Source organism: Actinomadura sp. NPDC049753, assembly GCF_040674655.1.
GTDB lineage: Bacteria > Actinomycetota > Actinomycetes > Streptosporangiales > Streptosporangiaceae > Spirillospora > Spirillospora verrucosospora.
In genome coordinates this window covers 15814-30175 of the sequence record NZ_JBFARL010000096.1, presented here as the reverse complement: position 1 = coordinate 30175, position 14362 = coordinate 15814, and the positions used below count along the sequence as shown (strand labels likewise).

The 14362-nt window shown below is 73.0% G+C and carries 16 protein-coding genes; 4 read left to right on the top strand and 12 right to left on the bottom strand.

Translation table 11 applies throughout. From position 1 onward, the window contains the following. On the top strand, positions 1-662 hold a 662-nt coding region (locus tag AB0K37_RS23800), incomplete at its 5' end, for a class I SAM-dependent methyltransferase (RefSeq protein WP_363984563.1). Between the two features lie 8 nt (positions 663-670). Here AB0K37_RS23800 and AB0K37_RS23795 read toward each other — a convergent pair. From AB0K37_RS23795 to AB0K37_RS23775, 5 genes are all read right to left on the bottom strand, one after another. Continuing rightward, a complete protein-coding gene (locus tag AB0K37_RS23795; RefSeq protein ID WP_363984561.1) occupies positions 671-1276 on the bottom strand; it encodes a response regulator transcription factor in 606 nt (201 codons plus the stop codon). After that, positions 1273-2400 carry a histidine kinase gene (locus AB0K37_RS23790; protein WP_363984559.1) on the bottom strand — a complete coding sequence of 376 codons (1128 nt, stop codon included), beginning with the start codon at positions 2398-2400 and terminating at the stop codon, positions 1273-1275. Before AB0K37_RS23790 ends, AB0K37_RS23795 begins: the two co-directional genes overlap by 4 nt. A gap of 39 nt (positions 2401-2439) precedes the next feature. Further along, the gene (locus AB0K37_RS23785; RefSeq protein ID WP_363984557.1) at positions 2440-3084 is read right to left on the bottom strand and encodes an ABC transporter ATP-binding protein; all 645 of its coding nucleotides are present in this window, start codon (positions 3082-3084) and stop codon (positions 2440-2442) included. 91 nt (positions 3085-3175) lie between these two features. After that, positions 3176-4459: an alpha-amylase family protein gene (locus AB0K37_RS23780; protein ID WP_363984555.1), complete on the bottom strand. Its 1284-nt coding sequence runs from the start codon at positions 4457-4459 to the stop codon at positions 3176-3178. Between the two features lie 43 nt (positions 4460-4502). Next, on the bottom strand, positions 4503-4922 hold the full coding sequence (locus AB0K37_RS23775; protein ID WP_363984553.1) for a MarR family transcriptional regulator: 420 nt from the start codon (positions 4920-4922) through the stop codon (positions 4503-4505). A 38-nt stretch (positions 4923-4960) separates the two neighbouring features. Here AB0K37_RS23775 and AB0K37_RS23770 point away from each other — a divergent pair, with 38 nt between their 5' ends. Beyond that, positions 4961-6286 carry an FUSC family protein gene (locus AB0K37_RS23770; protein ID WP_363984551.1) on the top strand — a complete coding sequence of 442 codons (1326 nt, stop codon included), beginning with the start codon at positions 4961-4963 and terminating at the stop codon, positions 6284-6286. On the opposite strand, the gene AB0K37_RS23765 is transcribed toward AB0K37_RS23770, so the two are convergent. Continuing rightward, positions 6240-7403: a lactate 2-monooxygenase gene (locus AB0K37_RS23765; protein ID WP_363984549.1), complete on the bottom strand. Its 1164-nt coding sequence runs from the start codon at positions 7401-7403 to the stop codon at positions 6240-6242. The genes AB0K37_RS23770 and AB0K37_RS23765 overlap by 47 nt on opposite strands. 166 nt (positions 7404-7569) lie before the next feature. Here AB0K37_RS23765 and AB0K37_RS23760 point away from each other — a divergent pair, with 166 nt between their 5' ends. Further along, the gene (locus tag AB0K37_RS23760; RefSeq protein ID WP_363984547.1) at positions 7570-10059 is read left to right on the top strand and encodes a DNA topoisomerase IV subunit A; all 2490 of its coding nucleotides are present in this window, start codon (positions 7570-7572) and stop codon (positions 10057-10059) included. An 89-nt stretch (positions 10060-10148) separates the two neighbouring features. Here AB0K37_RS23760 and AB0K37_RS23755 read toward each other — a convergent pair whose 3' ends face one another. Further along, a complete protein-coding gene (locus AB0K37_RS23755) occupies positions 10149-10523 on the bottom strand; it encodes a hypothetical protein (RefSeq protein ID WP_363984545.1) in 375 nt (124 codons plus the stop codon). Between the two features lie 442 nt (positions 10524-10965). Beyond that, complete coding sequence (locus AB0K37_RS23750; protein WP_363984543.1) at positions 10966-11328, bottom strand: nuclear transport factor 2 family protein; 363 nt, start codon at positions 11326-11328, stop codon at positions 10966-10968. A 52-nt stretch (positions 11329-11380) separates the two neighbouring features. Here AB0K37_RS23750 and AB0K37_RS23745 point away from each other — a divergent pair, with 52 nt between their 5' ends. Further along, a complete protein-coding gene (locus AB0K37_RS23745) occupies positions 11381-11947 on the top strand; it encodes a thioredoxin family protein (protein WP_363984541.1) in 567 nt (188 codons plus the stop codon). On the opposite strand, the gene AB0K37_RS23740 is transcribed toward AB0K37_RS23745, so the two are convergent. The 4 genes from AB0K37_RS23740 to AB0K37_RS23725 all read right to left on the bottom strand — a co-directional run bounded on the left by AB0K37_RS23740 (position 11948) and on the right by AB0K37_RS23725 (position 14308). Beyond that, complete coding sequence (locus tag AB0K37_RS23740; RefSeq protein WP_363984539.1) at positions 11948-12310, bottom strand: hypothetical protein; 363 nt, start codon at positions 12308-12310, stop codon at positions 11948-11950. It abuts the gene before it with no gap. Between the two features lie 73 nt (positions 12311-12383). Then, positions 12384-13043 carry a response regulator transcription factor gene (locus tag AB0K37_RS23735; RefSeq protein ID WP_363984537.1) on the bottom strand — a complete coding sequence of 220 codons (660 nt, stop codon included), beginning with the start codon at positions 13041-13043 and terminating at the stop codon, positions 12384-12386. Positions 13044-13058: 15 nt separating this feature from the next. Further along, positions 13059-14171, bottom strand: coding sequence for a sensor histidine kinase (locus AB0K37_RS23730; protein ID WP_363984535.1), 1113 nt, complete (start codon positions 14169-14171; stop codon positions 13059-13061). After that, a complete protein-coding gene (locus tag AB0K37_RS23725; protein WP_363984533.1) occupies positions 14168-14308 on the bottom strand; it encodes a hypothetical protein in 141 nt (46 codons plus the stop codon). Before AB0K37_RS23725 ends, AB0K37_RS23730 begins: the two co-directional genes overlap by 4 nt. Between the last annotated feature and the right edge of the window lie 54 nt (positions 14309-14362).

Here is a 14362-nt window from a genome sequence, read left to right as displayed (position 1 = left end):
GCCCCGAACGCTTCCGCCTAGCCGCCAGGGTCATCAGGAAGTACCTGATCGGGGCGCGGAGCCTGCACGACCACATCGCCTCCAAGCTGCTGGGCTCGGGCGCGTCCCGCGTCCTGGACATCGGCTGCGGGGAGGGCGCCCTCAGCGACGCCCTCCCCCACCCGCCGCCGTTCCGGCTCGTCGGGCTGGACGCCTCCGCCGACCTCGTGGCCGCCCACCCGGCGCCGCGCCTGCGGGCCGACGCGCTGCGCCTGCCGTTCCGGGACGGGACGTTCGACGCCGCCGTCGCCGTGAACCTGCTCCCCCAGCTGGACGACCCCGGCCGGGCGCTGCGCGAGGCCCGCCGCGTCCTCGCCCCGGGCGGCCTCCTGCTGGTCACCGCGATCTGCCGGACCGACAGCCCCGAACTGTCGCCGGTGTGGCGCCCCGAGCCGACCACGTTCGACGCCGAGGAGGCCCCGGCCCGCGTCGGCGAGGTCTTCGGCGAGGTCGAGGTGGAACGCTGGGACGCCCCGCTGATCACCCTCCCCGACGAGGCCGCCGTCCGCGACTACCTGATCGCCCGCCAGGTTCCCCGCCCCCAGGCCACCGAGGCGGCCACCCACCTGAACACCCCCCTCCCGGTGACGAAACGAGGCTCCCTGGTCCTCGCCCGGCGCTGAACGGGGCGCTACAACCATCCGAGATCTTTTGCGGTGCGGGCGGCGGTGTGGCGGTTGTCGGTGCCGAGTTTGGTGACGGCGGCGGAGAGGTAGTTGCGGACGGTGCCCTCGGAGAGGCCCAGGGTGCGCGCGATGCGGGAGACGGGGGCGCCGTCGGCGGCGGCGCGGAGGGTGTCGAGTTCGCGCGGGGTGAGGGGGCACTCCTCGGCGGCGAGGGCGTCGGCCGCGAGCTGGGGGTCGATGTAGCGGGCGCCGTCCGCGACCTGCCGGATGACCTCCGCGAGGCGGCGGCCGGGGGCGTCCTTGCCGAGGAAGCCGCGGACGCCGGCGGCCATGGCGCGGCGCAGGTTGCCGGGGCGGCCGTGCGCGGTCACGATCACCAGGCGGCAGGCGGGCAGCTCGCGGGCCAGGCGCTCGGCCGCGGCGAGGCCGTCCAGGCCGGGCATGTCGATGTCGAGGACGGCGACGTCGGGCCTGAGGGCGAGGGCGCGCTCGACGGCCTCGTCGCCGCGCCCGACGTCGGCGGCGACCTCGATGCCGTCCTCGGTCTCCAGGAGCAGGACGAGCGCCTCCCTGATCAGGAGGTGGTCGTCGGCCAGCAGCACGCGGATCATGCGTCTCCCTTCGCGGGGACGGCGGCCGTCACCCGGAACGTCCCGTCGCCCTCGGGGCCCGCCCGGAAGCGGCCGCCGGCGGCCGTGATCCGTTCGGCGAGCCCGGCCAGGCCGCTGCCGGCGTCCCCGGCGGCGCGGCGCGCGGCGCCGTCGTTGACGATCTCCAGCTGGACGCGGTCGCGGCCGGCCCGGACGGTGATCCGGCACCAGGTGGCGCTGGAGTGCCGCAGGACGTTGGTGGCGGCCTCGCGGGCGACCCAGCCGAGCGGCTCGTGGACGTGGGCGGGCAGCTCCGGGGACACCTCGGGGCGCTCGCAGCGGATCCCGGCGGCGCGCAGGACGGCGGACATGCCGTCAAGCTCGGTGCGCAGAGACGTGGCGCGGTAGCCGCGGACGACCTCGCGCACGTCCCGCACCGCGTCCCGCGCCATCGTCTGGATCTCGGTCAGCTCCTTGCGGACGCGGCCGTCGTCGCGTTCGACGAACCGTTCGGCCACCTCGGCGCGCAGCGCGACGGCCTGGAGGCTGTGGCCGAGGACGTCGTGCAGGTCGCGGGCGAACCGGAGGCGCTCCTCCCCCACCGCGGACCGGGCCAGCTCGGCGCGCGCCTCCCGGAGCTCCTGCACGACGTGGAACAGCCAGACCGTGACGTATCCGGAGAAGGCGGCGAGCGGCACGGCCGCCGTCTCGTACAGGACGGTCAGCGCGGGAAGCCCGAGGAGCACGCCGTAGAGGGGGGTCAGAACGGTCGCCGCCGCGATCACGGCGACCGCCTCGCGCACCGGGAGCACGACGGCGATCAGCCCGGCGGGGACCAGGAGGGCGTTGCCCCAGCCCTGGCCGGTGCCGAGCAGCGGGGGCAGCGCCCAGCAGACCGCAGCGACCGCGGCGAGCCCGAGCCTGTGCGCCGGGGCGGTGCGGCGCATCAGGTTCTGCCACAGGAGGCGGGCGTAGAGGGCGAAGGCGGCGCCGGTCCCGGCGAGGGCCAGGAGCAGGCGTCCGACGTCCCGCCGGTCGACCGCCTCGTACCAGAGCGCCTGCAGCAGGGACCCGGCCAGCGTCAGCACCGTCATCCCCACGATGATCGCGGCGATGACGGTGGGACGGGGGATCCGGGGCTGCACGCGCCCAGCGTATGCGGCCGTCAAGGGGGGCGCGGGGGCTCAGGCGGCGCGGAGGTGGGCGGCGTCCCGTCCGGTGACCAGGCGGCCCTCGTCCAGGATCCCGACCCGGTCGGCGCGGCACGCCTCGCCCGGGTCGCGGGTCGCGACCACCACGGCGGCCCCGTCCGCGGCCAGCCCCGCCAGGACCGACCACACCTCGCGCGCTGCGGCGGCGTCGAGCCCCGCGGTGGGCTCGTCGAGGACGAGCACGTCCGACCGTCCGACCAGGGCCAGCGCGAGGTCGAGCATGCGGCGCCGTCCCGCGGTCAGCCGCTCGAACGGCACGTCGGCGAGGCGGCTGAGGCCGACCAGGCGCAGCGCCTCGTCCCGGGTGAGCGGGTCGAGGGTCCAGCGCCGCCAGGCGTCGACCACCTCGGCGACGGTCAGCCCCGGGAAGAGGCCGCCGTCGCGCCAGACGGCGGCGGCGCGCGCGGTGTCCCGGTCGGTGTAGGGGTCGGCGCCGCGGAGCCGGACGGTTCCGCCGGTGGGCCGCCGCAGGCCCGCGAGGATCTCCAGCAGGGCCGTCTTGCCGGAGCCGTAGCGGCCCAGCAGCGCGTAGACCTCTCCCCGCGCCACGGTGAACGAGACGTTGCGCACGGCCTCGTTCAGGTCCAGGTCGCGTACCTCGATCACAGGTGCCTTCATGGCCTCCATGCTGTCCGGCGGCGGCGCGGGCGTGCAGTCACGGACGTCAGGAAACGATCATGAAGTTCTCAGGGGCGGCCCATGACGGATGTCATGGTTCGGCGATCGCCCAGCCGGAGGGCGGGACGACGGCGCCGTCCCCGGTGAAGGCCGCGTCACCCGCCACGCACGTCCAGCCGGCGGCGGGCAGGGACACCTTCGCGGGCTCGTCGCCCGCGTTCAGCACGACGCCCAGCCGCTCCGGACCGTCCTCCACGGTGTAGGAGAAGGCCGTGTTGGTCAAGGTGGCCGCCGTGGTCCGTGCCCGGACGAGCCAAGGATGGCGCCGTCTCACGCCGATCAGGTCCTGGTGGAGGCGGTGGTGGGCGCCGCCGTGGCCGGGGACGTCGCCGGGCCGGAGGGGGAACGGGGGCCGTATGGCGTCGTCCCCGCCCTCGCGCTCCTCCTTGACGCCTTCGAAGGCGAACTCGTCACCGGCGTAGATGGACGGGACGCCGCCGACGGTCATCAGGATCACGAGCGCGTGGGCCAGATCGCGCCGTTCGGTCAGCCGGGTGGCGATGCGGGTCACGTCGTGGTTGCCGAGGAAGGTCTGCGGGGCGAACGTCGCCAGCATCCCGTTGTGGCGGTCCAGCGCATGGGCGAGCTCGAAGAAGTTCCGGTCGTTCAGTGAGCTCCAGATGGCCTTCCACAACTCGTACTGAGTGACGGAGTCGAACCCGGTCCGTTCCACAAGGCCCGCGTAGTCGCCGTGGATGACCTCGCCGACGAGCCAGGCATCGGGGAAGCGCGCGCGGACGCGGTCTGTGACCGTCCGCCAGAAGTCCGCCGGGACGGCGTAGGCGGCGTCGAGGCGCCATCCGTCTATGCCGCGCTCCAGCCAGTGGGTCATGACGTCGGTGACGTAGTCGGCGACCTCGGGTTCGGCGTGGTTCAGGGTCACGAGCCGATCGTGGCCCTCGAACGTGCGCAGGTCGGCATGGAACCACTTCCTGTACGCGGAGGCGTCGCCCTTGGCGGCGACATCCGCGAACGGGGGGAACCCGCGCCCGACGTGGTTGAAGACGCCGTCGAGCAGCACGCGGACGCCCTTGCCGGACGCCTCGTCGATCAGCCGCCGCAGGTCGTCCTCGCCGCCGAGCCGGGGATCGACCCGGTAGTGGTCGACGGTGTCGTAGCCGTGCGTCTCGGACGCGAACACCGGGCCGAGCGCGAGGCCGTTGCAGCCGAGGCCGACGAGATGGTCGAGCCAGCCGGCGATCCGGCCGAGCCGCGGTTCCGGGGCGGCGCCCCCGCGTTCGGCGGCCTCGCGTTCGGCGCCGACGAAGCCGAGGGGATAGGCGTGCCACCAGATGGCGTGATCGGGCCAGCGCATGCGCGTCTCCCTACCCGCAAAATCATTACGTAACCGCGAACTATCACGGAAGGCGATCCATGAGCCTGGCGGCGACGCGCAGCACGTCGAGCTCGGTCTCCGACAGCCCGGCGAGGACTCCGGCGAGCCAGGCGTCGCGCTCGGCGATGTCGCGCCGGAGGGCCTCGGCGCCCTGCTCGGTGATGGCCAGCACGACCTGCCGCCTGTCCCGGTCGGCGCGCGCCCGGGAGATCAGCCCCTCGGCCTCCAGCTCGGCGAACACGCGCGTCAACGACTGGGGACGCTGCCCTTCCGCCTCGGCGAGCTCCCCCGCCGTGCCGGGCCCCTTCCGGTACAGGCGGCCGAGCACCGTGAGCTTGTTCGAGCTCAGCGCCTCGGGCGACCTCGCCGCGCGCATCCGGCGCGACATCCGCATGATCCCGTGGCGGATCTCCGCCACCGCCTCCGTGGGGACGCTCTCCATAATACTAAGATATCACTTACCAATTAGGGGAGGTGGTCATGACTCTCGCCGGAGTGCGGCCCCGGTCGGCGCCGCCGGCCGCGGTCACGATGGCGGCCGTGATCGCGGCCTTCGGTTCGGCGCTGGTGCTGGACCGGCTCGCCCATCTCGGCGCCGACGCCGTCATGCAGGCGGTCACCCTGTCCGTGACGCTCGCGGGAGCCCAGCGGGGCGCGCTTCTGGCCGACCGGCTCACCGCCTGCGTCGTACTGCCTTCCGTCGCCCTCGCCGCGGTCGGCCTGGGGATGCTGATGTCCAGCCGTCCCATGGCGGGCGACGCCGCGTTCGTACTCCTCATCACGGCCGCCGTCTGGATCCGCCGGTTCGGGCGCGGTCCCGCTCGGGCCGGCACGCTGATGACGCTTCCCGCGATCTCCCTTCTCGTCCTCCCTCGCACGGGAGCACCGGGGCACCTCGCGTGGGCGCCGGCGATGGCGCTGATCGCTTGGTTCTGGGTCACGGCGTCCCAACTGCTCGCCGAACGCGTGACCGCGGTCGGCCCCACCCCGGCAAGTGAGCCGGAGCAGCGGAGCCGTGCCAGTGGACGGATGGCCGCCCAGATGGCGGTCGCCCTGGGCTCCGCGTTCTGTGCGGGCCACCTCCTCTTTCCCGACCACTGGTCTTGGGTCGTCCTCACCGCGTTCATCGTGTGCAACGGTGCCCGCGGACAGGGAGACGCCGTCTACAAAGGCATCCTGCGGGCGCTCGGTGCCACCGGCGGCACCCTTCTGGCCGCTCTCGTGGCCGGGAGGTTCGCTCCAGGGGACCCGGGCGCCGTCGCGCTCATCTTCGTGGTGCTCGGTGCAGCGGTCTGGCTGCGGCCCATGAACTACGCGTACTGGGCCGGAGGGATCACCGCGGCCCTGTCCCTGCTGTACGGGTACTTCGGCGAGCCCGCGATGCCCCTGCTCTGGATCCGGCTGGAGGCCATCCTCGCCGGAGGGGTCATCGGAGTCGCATCGGCCTGGTTCGTGCTGCCCTTCCGGACCAGGGACGTCCTGCGGCACCGCGGGGCCACGGCGCTGGCCGTCCTCCCCCAGGCTCTCAGCGGCGGGCCCGGGGCGCTGAGCAGGTTCGAGCGTTCCGTCGCGGAACTGGACAAGATCTACCCGCCGCTGAGGGCGCACCGGGCCATCACCCGGCGACGGCCGCACGACGCCGACGTGGTCGACCATCTGCGCGAGATCCGCGACCGCCTCCGCACCCTCGACACAGAGGAGGCCGCCCTCGCGGAGATCGATACCGCGGTGGCCGGGATCCGGGCGCTCTTCGCGCGGGCTAGGCGCGTACGAGAACCTCCGGGTGCAGTTCGTCCGGACGTTTGACGCCGGAAAGCGCCATCGTGAGCTCCAGTTCGGCCTGGAGGCAGCGCAGGACGTGCTGGACGCCCGCCTGGCCGCCCAGTGCCAGCCCGTAGGCGTACGGCCGCGCGACCAGGACGGCCTCGGCGCCCAGGGCGAGCGCCTTGACGATGTCGGCCCCGGTCCGGATACCGCTGTCGAACAGGACCGTCGCCTGATCGCGGACGGCCTCGACCACGCCGGGGAGCGCGTCCAGCGACGCGACCGCGCCGTCCACCTGGCGCCCGCCGTGGTTGGAGACGACGACGGCGTCCATCCCCGCGTCCACGGCCTGGCGGGCGTCGTCGGGATGCTGGATGCCCTTGAGCGCGATGGGCCCGTCCCAGTGGTCGCGCAGGAAGATCAGGTCGTCCCAGGTCAGGCTCGGATTGCCGAAGTTGGCCACCCAGTGCAGGAGGGCCATGTCGCGGTTGGCCTCCGTCACGGGCCCGCCGACGGCCTTCTGGAAGACCGGGTCGCTGAAGTAGTTCGCGACGCCGATCCCGCGCAGGAACGGCAGGTAGGCCTGGTCCAGGTCGCGCGGGCGCCACGCCAGCGTGAACGTGTCGAGCGTGACGACCAGGGCGGTGTACCCGGCCGACTTCGCCCGCTCCAGGAAGCTGACGGCGAGCTCCCGGTCCTTCGGCCAGTACAGCTGGTACCAGCGCGGCCCGTCCCCGTTCGCCTCCGCGACCTCCTCGATGCCGAACGAGGACGCGGTGCTCAGCACCATCGTCAGTCCCTCGGCCGCGGCCGCCCGCGCGACCGCCAGCTCGCCGTCCGGATGGAGGATCGACTGCACGCCGATGGGGCCGAGCAGGACCGGCGACGGCATCGGGGTGCCCAGCACGGTCACCGACAGGTCGCGCTCGGCGACGTCCCGCAGCATGCGCGGGACGATCCGCCACCGGTCGAACGCGGCGCGGTTGGCCCGCGCGGTCGCCTCGCTGCCCGCCGACCCGGCCACGTAGCCGAACGCCCGCGCCGACAGCGACCGCTCGGCGAGGCCCTCCAGCCTCGTCAGGTCCGTGGGCAGCGCCGGCAGGACGTCTCCGAGCCCCTGCAGATAGATCGAGTTCTGGAAGTCGGCCAGCCCGCTCAACGAAACCTCCACCTGCTCGACGAACTTCCCCCGGGGAAACCGGAACGGTTCCCGCCCAATCTGCCAGGTCCGCGGAGGTGACGAAACGGGATCGATCCGCCGACTCGGCCGGATCACCCGGTGGAGCGGGCGAAAGATGTCCCCGGGACCGGCCACAATGTGGGGCATGGCACGACGCGGATCCCAAGCCCCTCCACCTCCGCCGGACTTCGAGGAGAACATCGTCGACGTCGACGTCTCCGACGAGATGCGCGGCAGCTTCCTCGAATACGCCTACTCGGTCATCTACCAGCGGGCGCTTCCCGACGCGCGCGACGGCATGAAGCCCGTCCAGCGGCGGATCCTGTACTCGATGAACGAGATGGGGCTGCGCCCCGACCGCGGGCACGTCAAGTGCGCCCGCGTCGTCGGCGAGGTCATGGGCAAGCTGCACCCGCACGGCGACAGCGCCATCTACGACGCGATGGTGCGGATGGCGCAGCCCTGGGCGATGCGGATGCCGCTCGTGGACGGGCACGGCAACTTCGGATCGCTCGGCGGCGACGACATGCCCGCCGCCATGCGGTACACCGAGGCGCGCCTGTCCCGCGAGGCGATGCTGATGGTCGCCTCCATCGACGAGGACACCGTCGAGTTCCGGCCCAACTACGACGGGCAGGAGCAGGAGCCGGAGGTGCTGCCCGCCGCGTTCCCGAACCTGCTGGTCAACGGCGCGTCCGGCATCGCGGTCGGGATGGCCACGAACATGGCGCCGCACAACCTCGGCGAGGTCGTCGCCGCGGCCCGGCACCTGATCGACCACCCGGACGCCACGCTGGAAGAGCTGATGCGCTTCGTGCCCGGCCCCGACCTGCCCACCGGGGGCAAGATCGTCGGGCTGGACGGCATCCGCGACGCCTACGAGCGCGGCCGGGGGACGTTCCGCACCCGCGCCACGGTCTCCATCGAGAACGTCACGCCCCGCCGCAAGGGCATCATCGTCAGCGAGCTGCCCTACGCCGTCGGCCCCGAGCGGGTGAAGGCCAAGATCAAGGAACTGGTCAACGCCAAGAAGATCCAGGGCATCGCCGACCTGAAGGACCTCACCGACCGCACCGTCGGCCTCCGCCTGGTCATCGAGATCAAGAACGGCTTCAACCCCGAGGCCGTCCTCGCCGACCTCTACCGGCTGACGCCGATGGAGGAGACGTTCGGCATCAACAACGTCGCCCTGGTCGACGGCCAGCCCCGCACGCTCGGCCTGCGCGACCTGCTCCAGGTCTACATCGACCACCGCATCGACGTCGTCCGCCGGCGCTCCCTGTTCCGGCGCCGGAAGCGCGAGGACCGCCTGCACCTGGTGGAGGGCCTGCTCGTCGCCCTGCTGAACATCGACGAGGTCATCCAGGTCATCCGGCAGAGCGACGACGCCGCCCAGGCCAAGCAGCGCCTCATGCAGATCTTCGAGCTGTCGGAGATCCAGGCGCAGTACATCCTCGACACCCCGCTGCGCCGCCTCACCCGCTTCGACCGGCTGGAGCTGGAGAAGGAGAAGGAGCAGCTCGCCAAGGAGATCGCCAAGCTGACCGCGATCCTCGACTCGGAGCGCAAGCTGCGCGGCGTCGTCTCCAAGGAGATGGGCGAGGTCGTCAAGGAGTTCGCCACCCCGCGCCGCACCATCCTGCTGGAGTCCTCGGGCCACACCGCCGCGGAGGCCGTTCCGCTGGAGGTGGCCGACGACCCGTGCACGGTGCTGCTGTCCGCCACCGGCCTGATGGCCCGCACGCACGACGCCTCGCCCCTGCCCGACAGCGGCCCCCGCGCCGCGCACGACGTGCTGGCCTCGGTCGTGCCCGCCACGGCCCGCGGGCAGGTCGGCGCGGTGACGTCCCTCGGCCGGATGATCCGCATCGACGTCCTCGACCTGCCGACGCTGCCGCCGTCCGCGACGCCCCCGTCCCTGGCGGGCGGGGCGCCGGTCACCGAGTACGTCGATCTGGAGCCCGACGAGAAGGTCGTGGGCATCGCCTCCGTCGGAGAGGAAGGCGGCGGCCTGGCGCTCGGCACCGCCCAGGGCGTGGTCAAACGGGTGGTCCCCGACTTCCCCGCCAACCGCGACGAGTTCGAGGTCATCGGCCTCAAGGACGGCGACCGCGTGGTCGGCGCCGTCCAGCTGACGTCCGAAGAGCAGCACCTGGTCTTCATCAGCACCGACGCCCAGCTCCTGCACTTCCCCGCGTCCATCGTCCGTCCGCAGGGCCGGGCCGCCGGCGGCATGGCGGGCATCAAGCTCGGCTCCGGCGCGAGCGTCCTGTGGTTCGGCGCCCTCGACCCGTCCCGCGAGGCCCGCGTCATCACGGTCTCCGGCTCGTCCTCGGCGCTGCCCGGCACCCAGACCGGCGGGATCAAGCTCGCCGACTTCGCCGACTTCCCGTCCAAGGGCCGCGCCACCGGCGGTGTCCGCGCCCACCGCTTCCTCAAGGGCGAGGACGTGCTGCTCCAGGCCTGGGCGGCCCTGACGCCCCTGCGGGCGGCGGGCGCGGGCGGCAGGCCGGCGACGCTCAACGTCACCCTGGGCCGCAGGGACGGCTCCGGCGAGCCGCTGGACACGCCGCTGACCGCCGTCAGCGGCCCCATCGGCCCGGCCCCCGAAGAGGCGCCCCCCGAAGAGGAATGACGCGAGAGGCCCCGGGCGATCGCCCGGGGCCTCTGCCCCTCACCGCCCGGCGTCGCGGAGACGGCCGGGATCGGCGGAAGGGGTCGACGTCAGTCGGCGCAGATCGCGTAGACGCTGATGCCGACGTCGTTGTAGCCGATCTGGCGGCCGAGCGCGATCCAGCCGCGACCGTCGTCGGTGGGGAAGGAGCCCACCAGGATGGCGCCGTTGCCGCGCGCCTCCCCGCCGCCGCCGAGGACGTGCTTGGTGCCCGGGCAGACGACGACCCGCCGCTGGAAGTTGGGGACGTTGGCGTTCGGCAGGGCGACGATCTGATAGCCCGGCGGAACGGCGGCGGCCCGGGCCGCGGCGGGCTTGGCGGGGGTCTGGGCGGGGGTCTGGGCGCTGGCGACTCCGGCGGTGACCAGGCCGGTCACCGTGGCGGTCGCGGCCAGGGCCAGAGCTGTGGTCTTGATCGACGGCATATGTTCTCCTTCGACGGCGGCTCCCCACCGCCGGTGCCCACGCGCACCCCGAGACGCAGGGTGTGTCTGAGGCGTGAGCGGTGGCAGGTGAGCCAAGGGACTGAACACAAGGAGTGTTCACTACGTCACGCTCGGCTGCTAGATGCCACAGAGACTCACTTGATTACGGAGTGTGCACATACCGGGATTGAGAGTGGACCTGACCCGTGTCTTCCGACTCTCACCTGCAGTGAGCGATTAGTTACAGAAAGCGCGCGGCCGGATCCGGCCAGTCGCACTCCATGTCCTTGAGGTCACCGGTCCGCCCGGCACGGCATCAGAAGGCACGGCGACAGAAGGCACGGCGCCGAACACGGCTCCCGGACCTTCATCGACGGACGCACCGATGGCGACAAGGCCGATCCCCCCATCGGCAGAGACGCGGCGATGCCTCCTCAGGCCGTCAGGTCTCGATGTCGTCGGGGCCCCAGTGGGCCTCCATCCGGACGATCTTGCCTTCGGCGTTGAAGGTCATGACGTCGATGGCGTGGACGCGCAGGCCGGGGACGTCGACGGTGAAGGCCATGGCGGCGCGGTCGCCGTGGGAGCCGCGGACGGGGGCGTCGAGGGTGAGCTTGGCGCCGCCGGCGATGGCGTTGGCGTAGAACTCCTCGATGGCGGCCCGGCCGCTGATCGGGGGGTGGCCGACCGGGTCCTCGATGACGGCGTCGTCGGCGTAGAGGCCGGAAACGGTCACCGCGTCGCCGGCGTTCAAGGCGTCGACGTAGGTCTGGAGCGCCTGCTTCATGTGGTCCTGGGAGGGCATGCCCGAAGCCTAGCAAGCGATCGCTTGGTTACCGATGGGAGATGATGGGAGCATGGCCATCGCATCGTTCATGGTTCCGCTCGGCTCCCCCGTCCCCGCGTTCCGGCTCCCCTCCGTCGAGGGCGGGTTCGTATCGGACGGCGACTTCCCGGACGCGGCGGCCCTCCTGGTGGTGTTCCTGTCCAACCACTGCCCCTACGTGCGGCGGATCGAGGACGGGATCGGCGCTCTCACCGCCGAGTACGCGACCAGGGGGCTGGCCACGGTCGCCGTGTGCAGCAACGACGTCTCGAACTATCCCGACGACGGCGCCGACCACCTCCGGGAGCAGGCGAAGAGGGCCGGATTCGGCTTCCCCTACCTGGTGGACGAGTCGCAGGAGACGGCCAAGGCGTTCAAGGCCGCCTGCACGCCCGACTTCTTCCTCTACGGCCGAGAGCGCACGCTCGCCTACCGGGGCGAGTTCGACGGGGCGAGGCCGAGCAACGACGTCGAGGCGGACGGCGCCGCGCTCAGGGCCGCGCTGGACCTGGTCCTGGCCGGAAAGGACGTCCCTGAGCCCCACACGCCGAGCCTGGGGTGCGGCATCAAGTGGAGGCCCGGCAACGAGCCCGGTTGATCACACCGGGGCGGTCTGGCCCTCGCGGGGATGCGGCACCGTGGTCCGCAGGCCGCGTTCGGCGCAGTCCGCCAGGATCTCCAGAAGGTCGGCCGGGCCGCCGGAGGCGTCGTCGTAGTGCCAGAACCGGACGACCTTCTCCCCCTCCGCGCCCGGGTTGAAGCGGCCCAGGGTGAAGCAGCCGGCGATGGCCATGCGCACGATGACGCGTTCGCTGTCGTCCAGCTCGTTCACGTAGGCGGCCGCGTCGATGAGGCCGATCGCGGCGCGGGCGTTGCGGCCGTCGTCGCAGGGGTCGGGGCGGTTGATCCGCCATTGCGCGTAGGGGCGCAGGTAGTCCGCGATCATGCAGGTTCTCAGCACGGTCCCATGCTGGGGCCGCGCGGGCGCGCGCGAGGGGGCCTTGACCCGGCCCTTGCCGGACCCTGACCGAAGATCATCCGCCGAGGCCGTGCCTGAAGGCGTAGGTGACGGCCTGGGCCCGGTCGCGGAGGTTCGCCTTCGCGAACAGGTTGTTGATGTGCGTCTTCACGGTCGCCTCGGAGATGAACAGGTCGCCCGCGATCTCGGCGTTGGAGCGGCCCCGGGCGATGAGGGCCAGCACCTCCGCCTCGCGCCTGGTCAGGCCGTCCGGCAGCCCGCCGCCCGGAGCCCTGCGGGGGGCCTCGCCGGCCGCCACGGCCTCGACCAGGCGGCGCTGGACGGCCGGGTCGAGCCGCGACGCGCCCCCGCGGACGGCGGCGACGGCGCGGGCGATCTCGTCGGCGTCGGCGTCCTTGGTGAGGTAGCCGCGGGCCCCGGCGCGCAGCGCGGCGAAGATCGACTCGTCGTCGGCGTAGGTCGTGAGGACGACGATCCCGACGTCCGGGTGCGCCTCCCTGATCCGGCGGGTCGCCTCCACCCCGTCCATCCGCGGCATGCGCAGGTCCATCAGGACGACGTCGGGACGCAGCTCGGCGACCATCGCCACGGCCTGCTCGCCGTCGCCGCACGCCCCCGCGACCTCGATGCCCGGCAGCAGTTCCAGCAGGAGGACCAGGCCCTCCCGCACCACGGTCTGGTCGTCGACGACCAGGATCCTCGCCGTGTCGCTCACCGCTCGCCCCTCCCGTCAGGCCGGCACGCTGAGGGACACGCGGAATCCCTCGCCGTCCGGTCCGGTCACCAGCGTCCCATCGATCAACTCCGCACGCTCCCGCATCCCCACGAGGCCGTAGCCGCCGCCGTCCGGCTCCTCCACGGGCTCGGTGCCGCCCGTATCGGTCACTTCGAGCTCCACCCTGCCGGCGAGGTACCGCAGGGCGACGTGTGCGCGCGCGCCGGGGGCGTGCTTGCGGACGTTGGTGAGCGCCTCCTGCGCGGTCCGGACGACCGCGAGCCCGGCCTGCGGCGGCAGTTCGCGCGGCGCGCCGGTCACGTGCACGTCGCAGGGGCGCCCGGTGCTGGCATGGAACTCCTCGGCGAGCTCCTGGATGACCTCCTTGGGCTGCGGGATCTCCCCGCGCAGCGTGGCCAGGGCCCGCCTCGTCTCCTCCAGGCCGGACCGGGCGAGGTTCCGCGCGCGCTCCACCCGGTCCAGGGCCTGGGCGCGGTCGCCGTCCCGCGCCAGCAGCAGCCGCGCCCCCTCCAGGTGGACGATCTGCGCCGACAGCGAGTGGGCCAGGATGTCGTGGATCTCCCGCGCGATGTGCGACCGCTCCGCGAGGACCGCGTTGGCCGCCTCCGCGCGGCGGGTCGCCTCCTGCGCGGCCTTGCCCCGGCGGCTCGCGAGCGCGCCCAGCGTGATGCCCGCGACCGCCGCCATCTGACCGACGTCGGCGCCGCCGGAGCCGAACGCCTCCCCCAGCCCGCCGATCGCGGCGATCGTCAGCGCGCTCACCGTGATGCCCCCCGGCATCGGCAGCCACATCAGCAGCATCCAGAGCCCGGCCATGGAGAAGAAGAACCCGGTGCCGGAGTCGGGGGCGAGCGCGTACAGCGCCAGCGCCGAACCGATGGCCGCCAGCAGAAGGGCCACGCCCGCACGCCGGTGCCGCGTCTCGCTCTTGCGCCCGAGCCAGATGCCGCTCCCCAGCAAGGCGAACATGACCACGTTGAGCACGACGAGTGCCAGGCCGGCGCCGTGCAGCGCCGGAGCCGGATCGGCCCTGAGCATCCCGCGGACGTAGGCGATGAGCCCCCAGGTCACCAGGGCGCCGACGATCAGGACGCGGGTGGTCCTCACGGCGCCGCGCCGACCGGCACGGCGACGATGGGCACGGCGTGCGCCCAGCGCGCGCCCGCGAGGCCCGCCCCCCACCGCCGGTACAGGACCGAGGCGCCGCCGAAGGCGGCGGGGAGGAAGTAGTCCAGCGTGTTCATGCCCCGAGGGTAGGCCGGGACGGCCCTCGCGCGGATCGCCGCCCGGCTGGACTT

What these genes read in the sequence shown, in the direction of transcription:
- AB0K37_RS23795 (WP_363984561.1), bottom strand. Translation starts at nt 1,276, where the DNA reads ATGATCCGCGTGCTGCTGGCCGACGACCACCTCCTGATCAGGGAGGCG.
- AB0K37_RS23785 (WP_363984557.1), bottom strand. Translation starts at nt 3,084, where the DNA reads ATGAAGGCACCTGTGATCGAGGTACGCGACCTGGACCTGAACGAGGCC.
- AB0K37_RS23780 (WP_363984555.1), bottom strand. Translation starts at nt 4,459, where the DNA reads ATGCGCTGGCCCGATCACGCCATCTGGTGGCACGCCTATCCCCTCGGC.
- AB0K37_RS23775 (WP_363984553.1), bottom strand. Translation starts at nt 4,922, where the DNA reads ATGGAGAGCGTCCCCACGGAGGCGGTGGCGGAGATCCGCCACGGGATC.
- AB0K37_RS23770 (WP_363984551.1), top strand. Translation starts at nt 4,961, where the DNA reads ATGACTCTCGCCGGAGTGCGGCCCCGGTCGGCGCCGCCGGCCGCGGTC.
- AB0K37_RS23760 (WP_363984547.1), top strand. Translation starts at nt 7,570, where the DNA reads ATGGCACGACGCGGATCCCAAGCCCCTCCACCTCCGCCGGACTTCGAG.
- AB0K37_RS23755 (WP_363984545.1), bottom strand. Translation starts at nt 10,523, where the DNA reads ATGCCGTCGATCAAGACCACAGCTCTGGCCCTGGCCGCGACCGCCACG.
- AB0K37_RS23750 (WP_363984543.1), bottom strand. Translation starts at nt 11,328, where the DNA reads ATGCCCTCCCAGGACCACATGAAGCAGGCGCTCCAGACCTACGTCGAC.
- AB0K37_RS23745 (WP_363984541.1), top strand. Translation starts at nt 11,381, where the DNA reads ATGGCCATCGCATCGTTCATGGTTCCGCTCGGCTCCCCCGTCCCCGCG.
- AB0K37_RS23725 (WP_363984533.1), bottom strand. Translation starts at nt 14,308, where the DNA reads ATGAACACGCTGGACTACTTCCTCCCCGCCGCCTTCGGCGGCGCCTCG.